This is a genomic window from Streptomyces laculatispora (assembly GCF_017353455.1).
GTDB classification, from domain to species: Bacteria; Actinomycetota; Actinomycetes; order Streptomycetales; family Streptomycetaceae; genus Streptomyces; species Streptomyces laculatispora.
This window is the reverse complement of sequence record NZ_JAFMPZ010000620.1, coordinates 5,577-5,847: the sequence shown is the minus strand read 5'-3', so window position 1 is coordinate 5,847 and position 271 is coordinate 5,577. Positions and strand designations below refer to the sequence as shown.

Genomic DNA, 271 nt, shown 5'->3' with positions numbered 1-271 from the left:
CACCAGGGCCAGCGCGGCATTGGCGACCACCGCGGCGAGCAGTGCGGCGGTCAGCGGGGCGCGCCGCCCCACCATGGCCGAGGAGAGCATCTCCTGACGGCCGGTCTCCTCTTCCTCCCGGGTGTGCCGCACGACGACGACCAGGCTCATCACCGCGGCGAGTGCGGCGCCGAAGGCGATCATGCGCCAGCTGACGAGCCCGCCCACGGAGTCGTCGAACACCGGCCCGTACATCGCCCGCAGGGAGCTGTTGCCGTTCATCGATGCGGCG

The 271-nt window shown here is 72.3% G+C and carries 1 pseudogene; it reads right to left on the bottom strand.

The features are described 5' to 3' along the window. Positions 1-271 (bottom strand): annotated as a pseudogene (locus J1C73_RS32520) (ABC transporter permease); the annotation flags it as partial.